The sequence below is a fragment of the Vibrio sp. 10N.286.49.B3 genome (genome assembly GCF_002873395.1).
Classification (GTDB): domain Bacteria; phylum Pseudomonadota; class Gammaproteobacteria; order Enterobacterales; family Vibrionaceae; genus Vibrio.
In genome coordinates this window covers 189,199-197,834 of record NZ_MCUV01000013.1, presented here as the reverse complement: position 1 = coordinate 197,834, position 8,636 = coordinate 189,199, and the positions used below count along the sequence as shown (strand labels likewise).

Annotated in this window: 11 protein-coding genes; all 11 read left to right on the top strand. The window is 39.0% G+C overall.

Features of this window, described 5'->3' with window-relative positions; all coding sequences use genetic code 11:
- The first annotated feature begins 180 nt into the window (after nt 1-180).
- From BCU68_RS07725 to BCU68_RS07675, 11 genes are read left to right on the top strand one after another with little or no spacing between them, the layout of a single operon-like run.
- Complete coding sequence (locus BCU68_RS07725) at nt 181-885, top strand: beta-ketoacyl synthase chain length factor (RefSeq protein WP_157935184.1); 705 nt, start codon at nt 181-183, stop codon at nt 883-885.
- Nucleotides 863-1,669 carry a lysophospholipid acyltransferase family protein gene (locus BCU68_RS07720; RefSeq protein ID WP_102564206.1) on the top strand — a complete coding sequence of 269 codons (807 nt, stop codon included), beginning with the start codon at nt 863-865 and terminating at the stop codon, nt 1,667-1,669. The genes BCU68_RS07725 and BCU68_RS07720 overlap by 23 nt, the downstream gene beginning before the upstream one ends.
- Nucleotides 1,650-1,922 carry a phosphopantetheine-binding protein gene (locus tag BCU68_RS07715; protein ID WP_102564205.1) on the top strand — a complete coding sequence of 91 codons (273 nt, stop codon included), beginning with the start codon at nt 1,650-1,652 and terminating at the stop codon, nt 1,920-1,922. Before BCU68_RS07720 ends, BCU68_RS07715 begins: the two co-directional genes overlap by 20 nt.
- A 3-nt stretch (nt 1,923-1,925) precedes the next feature.
- On the top strand, nt 1,926-2,180 hold the full coding sequence (locus BCU68_RS07710; protein ID WP_102564204.1) for an acyl carrier protein: 255 nt from the start codon (nt 1,926-1,928) through the stop codon (nt 2,178-2,180).
- A gap of 3 nt (nt 2,181-2,183) precedes the next feature.
- Complete coding sequence (locus BCU68_RS07705; protein WP_102564203.1) at nt 2,184-2,732, top strand: hypothetical protein; 549 nt, start codon at nt 2,184-2,186, stop codon at nt 2,730-2,732.
- Nucleotides 2,733-2,734: 2 nt separating this feature from the next.
- Nucleotides 2,735-4,069, top strand: coding sequence for an AMP-binding protein (locus BCU68_RS07700; RefSeq protein WP_102564202.1), 1,335 nt, complete (start codon nt 2,735-2,737; stop codon nt 4,067-4,069).
- Nucleotide 4,070: 1 nt separating this feature from the next.
- Nucleotides 4,071-4,415 (top strand): 3-hydroxyacyl-ACP dehydratase, encoded by a 345-nt coding sequence (locus tag BCU68_RS07695; protein ID WP_157935182.1) that lies wholly within the window; start codon nt 4,071-4,073, stop codon nt 4,413-4,415.
- Entirely contained in the window at nt 4,412-6,049 is a 1,638-nt protein-coding gene (locus BCU68_RS07690) for a glycosyltransferase family 2 protein (RefSeq protein ID WP_102564200.1), read from the top strand. The genes BCU68_RS07695 and BCU68_RS07690 overlap by 4 nt, the downstream gene beginning before the upstream one ends.
- Complete coding sequence (locus BCU68_RS07685; protein ID WP_102564199.1) at nt 6,042-7,592, top strand: aromatic amino acid ammonia-lyase; 1,551 nt, start codon at nt 6,042-6,044, stop codon at nt 7,590-7,592. The genes BCU68_RS07690 and BCU68_RS07685 overlap by 8 nt, the downstream gene beginning before the upstream one ends.
- A complete protein-coding gene (locus tag BCU68_RS07680; protein ID WP_102564198.1) occupies nt 7,585-7,995 on the top strand; it encodes an acyl-CoA thioesterase in 411 nt (136 codons plus the stop codon). The genes BCU68_RS07685 and BCU68_RS07680 overlap by 8 nt, the downstream gene beginning before the upstream one ends.
- Entirely contained in the window at nt 7,983-8,627 is a 645-nt protein-coding gene (locus tag BCU68_RS07675; protein WP_102564197.1) for an outer membrane lipoprotein carrier protein LolA, read from the top strand. Before BCU68_RS07680 ends, BCU68_RS07675 begins: the two co-directional genes overlap by 13 nt.
- Nucleotides 8,628-8,636: the final 9 nt, after the last annotated feature.

Sequence of the window (8,636 nt, the reverse complement as noted above, 5' to 3'; positions counted from 1 at the left end):
CATAATATGATCTATATCTTCTTTATATATTAAATTGATAAATATCTTTATGATTGATGTTATTTTGTTCGTAATGGAAATGAAACATTTAATACTAGTTGATATCGAGTATTTTTTTTTGCTATCTAAAAGCGTATGTTATAGTATTCACCATTGTTAATGGATTATAACGTGTATGATATGGATTTTAGTATTGATATGTGCCTCAGTAGCACATTTATTAGTCAACTTGCGCCAAGCAAAAATATAACGGTTGGTTACTTACCTTCAAGTATTCCTAAATCTTCTTTGCGTAGAAGTAGTGCCTTGACGAAACAAGTCTTAACTTTTTCTGACTTTGTATTTAAAACAAATCCTAATTATATCGTGTTTGCAACTTGCCATGGTGAGTTGGGAAGAACGCTAAGCCTTTTATACTCTATTGCTGAAAAAACAGAACTTTCTCCTATAAAATTTGCACAATCTGTTCATAGTACAGCCCCAGGCATACTCACCATAGTGAATAATCAGCAGGTACCTTTCACTACTGTCTGTGCTGGCGAGGATACTTTTATTATGGCAATAATAGAAGCGATTGCACACTTAACAAACAACCCAAAAGATGAAGTGTGTATAATCTTTGCCGATGAAAATACACCAAATGAATTAGCAAATTTTCTTGGAGACAATGGTAGCTACTCACTTGCTATTAAGTTGCGTGTGGGTGGTAACTATCAAATAAAGGTTGAAAACAGCAAATCGCAATTAACAAAAAAAGAACAAAATAATAACGGTGATGTTATGAGTTTTGTTAATAATATTTCTAACTTAGAAGAGTTTGAATTAAATACTTCATCATTGAACTTAATATGGAAGCTAAGTAATGATGATATCAAAACGACTTAGGCAAATAGGATTTGGTATATCATTTCTTATTTTTGGTCTTGGTGGATTAGTATTATCTTATGCCATATTTCCGCTTATCTTCCTATGCTATAGAAACAAGGAAAGGCGCCAGGATATATGCCAGTATTGGATCTCATGTAGCTTTGAGATTTTTGTACGTATGCTGTCGGTTACGCATATAACATCAGTAAATATACTTGATAAAAACAGGCTTGACTCTGATAACGGTGCTCTAGTCGTAGCCAATCATCCAACATTGATTGATGTGGTGATCATTATTTCTCAATTGCGACAATGTGACTGCATTGTTAAATCAGACCTTTGGAAAAACCCATTTGTTCGTCATGTTATTCAAATGGCAGGCTATATCCCAAATGCATCTGAAGATATTCTCAATATTTGCCAAAAAAAATTATCTAGTGGGCGCAAGTTATTGGTTTTTCCTGAGGGAACTCGTACAGAACCTGGTATGAAAATTAAGTGTCAACGTGGAGCCGCTCAATTAGCTGTTCGATGCCAAGCAGATATACAGAGAGTAATAATCACTAGTAACCCCGCTATTTTGTATAAGGGCATACCTTGGTACTGCGTGCCATCAATTAAGCCCCTTATCGAAGTTCAAGTGATGAATCGTGAATCGGTAGGATTTTTAATCGAGAATTCACCTTCTACATCGATAGCAGCGAGACGTCTTACTCGCTACTTTGAATCAGCACTTGAGCCAAGTTATATTTTTGAATCATTAAATATTGAGGAATTCACAGTTGAAAACATTAGAAAATAAAATTAAACAGCTGATTATCGATGCATTGAATCTTGAAGATTTAACCGTTGCCGATATTGAAGCGGATGAACCATTGTTTGGTGATGAAGGCGGTTTAAACCTAGATTCAATTGATGCATTAGAGCTAGGTCTAGCGATTAAACAAGAGTTTGGTGTCGTGATTAATGGTGATGATCCACAAGCACGTGAATACTTTAAAAGTGTACGAACGTTAAGTCAACTTGTTGAGCAACAAGCAGAAGCGGTGGAGTAAATTATGAATGATTCACAAGTATTCCAATTAATTAAGGATGCGATGGTTGAGCTTTTTGAATTAGATCCTAATGATGTTGTCTTAGATGCTCACATTGTTGATGATCTTGAGTTGGATAGCATTGATGCTGTTGATTTAATTGTTCATTTACAGCGTCAAACAGACATCAAAATTAAACCTGAAGAGTTTAAGTCAGTACGCCGAGTAGAAGACATTGTGGCTGTTGTTTTAAGTTTAGTTGAGACAGCGGAAGCGTAACCTTTGTTTAATATTTTAAAGTTGCTAGTAGTTGTAGTTACCATTTGCTATCCCTTCATTGTTTATTGGGGGCTTAGCTCAGATAATTTAGTTTTTGTTGCTCTGCTAATGACCACTTTGCTTACTATTAAGTTAGCGACTCAAGTTTATAAAAAGCAGACAGGATTGAGCGATATACTACCGCCAATGCTTGGCTTATTTGTCATTATATTTGCTATGGTTTATCAAGATATACGAGGTTTTTTATATTACCCCGTTATCGTTAATCTTACGCTACTAGTTACTTTTAGTTTATCACTGTTTTATGGGCAACCGGTAATAACACGCCTCGCTCAGATCACGACGCCTCTTGATGATGAAGGTAAAAAATACACACGCCAGTTAACTAAGGTGTGGGTGACATTTTTTTCTTTTAACGCATTGATTGCATTGATAACAACTCAGTTAAGTTTGGATGTGTGGACCCTTTATAATGGCGGGATAAGCTATATTTTAATTGGTCTTTTAGCTGGTGGTGAGTGGATTTATAGAAAAAGGATATTGGCTCAGTGACGATGTTTTCCAGTCTTCATCAACTGTTATTTTCAAAGCAGGAGAATACCATTCTTGCTTATGATGCAAATGGTGATAAAACGATTGCTGATCTTAAAAAAGAAGTCGCAACTGTTCAGTATTTATGTTCCTCATTAGAGGCAGAACGGTATGTTATAGCATGTTGTGATCCGTGGTTTCATTTGGTTGCCTTACTTGCGGTTCAGCAAATGGGGAAAACAGCGGTTTTTCCTCACAACCAAGCTTCTTCAACATTGAAAGAGTATCAAAATGATGCCGTGCTGCTTTCTGATCAGTTGAACTTCCAACCTGATGTTGTATTAACAGGTGAGCAATCCTACCCAGAAATCGACACTTATTTACCTCTTAAAGTATGTGCACTCACTTGTAAAATAGAGCTTTTTACATCTGGTTCAACAGCTAAACCAAAACGTATTGTTAAATCGTTAGCGGTTTTCGAACTTGAAGCCGAAGTATTACAGAAACAGTTTCTTTCAATGTCTGCGGTCACTCGAATTGTAGGCACTGTTGCACACTTTCATATTTATGGCTTCTTATTTCGCATTGTTTGGCCACTTCTTTCTCAGCGTTGTTTTGATCGAAGACTTGCTAGTAACACTGAGTTATTAAGTGCAATAGTTTCAAAAGAAACAGCATTAATCGCTAGCCCTGTCATGCTTGAGCATTTGAGTTTAGAAGACTCAACGCTAATTACAGGACAAGTATTTAGCTCTGGTGGTCCTCTTAAGTACGAAACAGCTTTAGCGGTACTGAAGCGCGTAGGGCATTTGCCTATTGAAGTATTTGGTAGCTCAGAAACTGGCGGTATTGCGTGGCGAACTCAAGAGCAAGTGGTAACGCCTTGGCAACTCTTCGAAGGGATATCTTATACAGAGAACGATGGACAGTTAGTGATTAATTCTCCTTTTATCGATCAGGGCGCAGATTTTTATACCGATGATGCCATCAAGTCAGTTGATGAGCGTCACTTTCAGTTACTTGGACGCCGCGATCGCGTTATTAAATTAGCAGAAAAACGCATCTCTTTAAGTGCGATAGAGCGTTCGGTAATGATGTTAGATGAAGTGAGTGCAGCCATTGTTCTTGTTAGTGAAAGCGATAAACGTAAAGTAATTAATTTAGCGATTACGTTATCGGACACTAGCTATCAAACAACCTCTCAATCGGGGGGGTATTGGTGGAAAAAAATTCGTCAGCACCTAGTAAAAGATACTGAGTCAGTCGCTTTGCCAAGGAAGGTTCGTATTATTGATGCGATTCCGCGTAACTCACAAGGCAAGATCGATAACCATAAACTGCAGGAGTTATTTATCTAATATGGTTAGGCAATTACCACAAATAAAAAGTATAGAACTGGTAAATAATAAGGCTGTTATCACTTTGTATATTCAGCCAGAGCTCAAGTACTTTTCTGGTCATTTTGAACATTTTCCAATACTGCCAGGTGTTGCCCAGTTAGATTGGGCTATTTATTATGCTTCTGAGTATTTTAAGCAATCCTTTCAATTAAGTGGTATGGATCTAATCAAATACCAGCAACCGGTTAAGCCTGGGGCATTACTGACCTTAGAGCTGCTGTGGCTGTCAGATAAGAATAAATTACAGTTTCATTATTTTGATCATGAGTGTACTTACTCAAAAGGAAAGGTGAAGCTGCGATGAACTGCGCAATTCTAGTCCCTTGTTATAATCACGGCCTCGCCTTGAAAGGAGTTATTGACTCTTTGCAGCCAGTTAATCTTCCAATACTTATTGTTAATGATGGAAGTGACTTAGTAACCACTCAAATTATTGATCAATTAGCTGAGCAGTATGAATCGGTCAATCAACTGCATCTAAAGGTTAATTCTGGTAAAGGTGGTGCAGTTATTGCTGGTATTAAGCATTTACATCACCGCGGCTATACCCATGCACTACAAGTTGATGCCGATGGTCAGCATGATTTAGAAGCGATTCCCAAACTATTGCAGGCAGCGAATTTATCACCGTATAAGTTGATATCTGGTTTCCCTATTTATGGCGATTCTGTACCAAAAGCACGTCTATATGGACGCTATGCCACGCATATATCAGTATGGATTGAAACGTTATCATTACAAATAAAAGACTCAATGATTGGGTTTCGTATCTACCCATTATCTAAATGCTGTGAACTGTTTGCGCATAAGCAACTGGGTACCCGTATGGATTTTGATATTGAAGTGCTTGTACGTTTGTACTGGAAAGGGGTCGATATTGAATATATTCCAGTTAAAGTCCACTACCCAGAAGATGGTATTAGTCATTTTTCTGGCGTTAAAGATAACTTACGTATTAGTTGGCTGCATACTCGCTTGATTTGCGGCATGTTGCCCCGTATTCCAACGTTATTAAAAAGAAATTTAACTCGTAATATCCATTGGTCTAGTCGCAAAGAGAATGGCTCTGTACTTGGTATGAAGCTACTTTTTGCAAGCTATAAATGTTTTGGGAAAAATCTATTTAAGTGGTTTTTACATCCGGTTATTGCTTATTACTATTTGATGGATCATAAATCTCGCCGCGCATCGAAACAGTTTCAATTAGCTGTGGCGAAAACGAATAAACAGCCAGTAAAAAGCAGCTATCAACATCTGTATAACTTCGGTGAAGCCATGTTAGATAAACTGGCAGCCTGGACCGGGCAATATTCACCAGATGACATTACGATTAATGATAGCCAATTGCTTCAACAGGCAGTGGAACACGAGCGTGGCTGCTTAATTATTGGCAGTCACCTTGGAAATTTAGAAGCGTGCCGAGCATTAAGTCGACGATATACCGGTTTAAAAATGAATGCGATTGTATTCACACAACATGCCGAAAAATTTAATGCAGTAATGGAATCGGTCAACAAAGATAGCGCATTAAACCTTATCCAGGTGACAGAGCTTGGACCTGATACCGCTATCTTGCTAGAGCAAAAACTAGCAGCAGGTGAATGGGTTGTTATTGTTGGTGATCGTACACCTGTGTCTCAAAACCGACGCGTGGAATATAGCTCTTTTATGGGAGAAAGGGCGCCTTTCCCTTTAGGACCTTTTATTCTTGCTTCTGTTTTAAAATCTCCAACTTATGTGATGTTTGGTTTTTGTGAGCAAAACAGAATTAATGTACATCTAGAAGCGCTACCTCTTAAGCCGCTAACCCGTAAACATCGAGAGCAAGATATTCAATATAATATTGATTTATATGCTTCTCGTTTAGAACATTATGCACTTCGTTACCCTTTACAGTGGTTTAACTTTTTTGATTTTTGGAAATTAGATAATGAGTAATTTACAGGACGTTATATTTGGTCAACAGGCAATCACCATTGAAGATATTAATAATATTGCCACACATCAATCGAAAGCTGTTCTTAACGATGAGCCTAGTTATGTGGATCTAATTGAAAAGTCTGTCAACTTTCTTGAACGCTTATTAAAAGAAGATGGTGATATTTATGGTGTGACAACGGGCTATGGTGACAGTTGTACAGTACAAATCCCAAAGCACTTAGTTGAAGCGCTTCCTTTGCAACTGACTCGTTTTCATGGCTGTGGTTTAGGTGAATTTTTTAACCCTCAGGAATCACGTGCAATTGTTGCAGCGCGACTTGCTTCTCTTTCTATTGGCAAATCGGGTGTCACTGGGGATCTTCTTGCCGGTCTTATTCATCTACTTAAGCACGACATTATGCCGCAGATCCCAGAAGAGGGATCCGTTGGAGCATCGGGTGATTTGACACCATTATCTTATGTTGCAGCCGTTTTAATTGGTGAGCGTGATGTTCATTATAACGGTCAAATTATGCCAGCTTTACAGGCTCTTCAATTGACAGGTATGACGCCAATAACGTTACGCCCAAAAGAAGGGTTGGCGCTGATGAATGGTACTGCAGTTATGACCGCCATTGCTTGTTTAAATTGGCAACGTGCAAATTACCTTGCTGAAATGGCAACTCGAATTACAGCAATGACTACTTTAGCGATGCAAGGAAATGCTTTTCACTATGATGAGCGTTTACATGCTGTTAAGCCGCACCCTGGTCAAGTGAAGTGTGCACGTCGTCTACGTGAAGACCTTGCTGCACAACGCCCACCACGCAACTCTGATCGCCTTCAAGATCGTTACTCTCTACGTTGTGCTCCACATGTTATTGGTGTTCTAGAAGATACGCTGACGTGGACACGACAACTTATTGAGACAGAATTAAACTCTGCGAATGATAACCCAATTATCGATGGAGAAAATGAGACAGTATTGCATGGTGGTCATTTCTATGGTGGTCATATTGCCATGGCTATGGATAGTTTAAAAACGGCAGTAGCAAACGTTGCTGACTTACTTGATCGCCAATTAGCACAATTATGTGATTACAAATTTAATAACGGCTTACCGTATAACTTAACCGGTGCTGGTGACGATATTCTACCCATTAGCCACGGCTTTAAAGCGGTGCAAATTGGCGTATCATCTTGGACGGCTGAAGCGTTGAAAAACACGATGCCTGCTTCAGTATTTTCACGTTCTACAGAGAGTCACAATCAAGATAAAGTGAGCATGGGAACTATTGCATCTCGTGACTGTCGTCGTGTTGTTGAACTTACTGAGCAAGTAACGGCAGCGTGTCTATTTGCTTCTGTGCAAGGTGTTGAGTTGCGCTTAAATGCAGGAGAGCTTGAGCAGGCCGCATTAAGTGAAGCTGTGATGACAACCATAAGTGAAGTTCGAGAGGTTTCCCCATTCTTAGTTGGTGATCGTCCGCTCGATGCAGAATTACGTCAATGTATTACCCAAATCGGTCAACGTCAGTTCACAGGTTATCGCCATGATTAGCGCCACAGCATTTGTTACCGTGGCATTTCAAGATTGCGATCCGATGCAGGTCGTTTGGCATGGTAATTATTATCGCTATCTTGAGGAAGCTCGTCGTGCATTGCTTGAAGAGCTGAAATTTCCTTATGATGAAATGGAGCGACAGAACTTAGCTTATCCAATTGTTGATACAAGAATGAAGTTTGTATCTCCCGCTCAACATGCCCATAAGTTGGAGGTAACAGCCACGTTATCAGAGTGGGAAAACCGTTTGAGAATGGATTTTGTCGTGTTCAACCATACAACAGGCAAGATCAGTGTTAAAGCACATACGATTCAATGTGCAGTTAACCTTACGACTCAAGAGATGTTGTATGTCTCACCGCAGTGTTTATTGGATAAGGTAGCGGCATGTATCGATTAGTGTTGTCTTTGGTTTTAATGCTCAGTGGTATGAATTCACCTGTGCTGGCTGTTGAAGAGTTTCATAATCAAAGCTCGTTGACAGATGTGATTGAGCTAATGGCAGGTCAACCCACACAAGCTGGAACGTTTTCACAGGATAAAAGTATTACTGGCTTAAATCAGAGCCTTCGCTCATCTGGACAATATTATATTGAGGCTAATGTTGGGATCGTGTGGAAGCAATTGATCCCATTTGAAGATTTGTTAGTTGTTAAGGAACAACAGCTTTTTAGCTTGATGGGTAAAGAGTTGGTACCTCAAGATGTGCCTGCTAATGTGGTTAATTTGATGACCGATATCTTTTCTGGGCTTATGACGGGTGATATAACTAACTTGGAGCGTCAGTTTGATATCCAACTTAAGCATTATGAGATGTCACCTAAAGCCAAAAGCGAATGGATCATTTCACTTAACCCTAATAGCGCACCACTTAATGTGATTTTTAATCAAATTACGCTCAGTGGCAATGGGCACAATTTAACCAAGGTTCATTTATCTGAAATATCGGGGGATAGTACATCGATAGTACTTGACCCTTATGGTAAAGAAGTCGAGTCAATGATTAAGCATTGGTTGCGAGGTCAGGACTAATGCTTGATA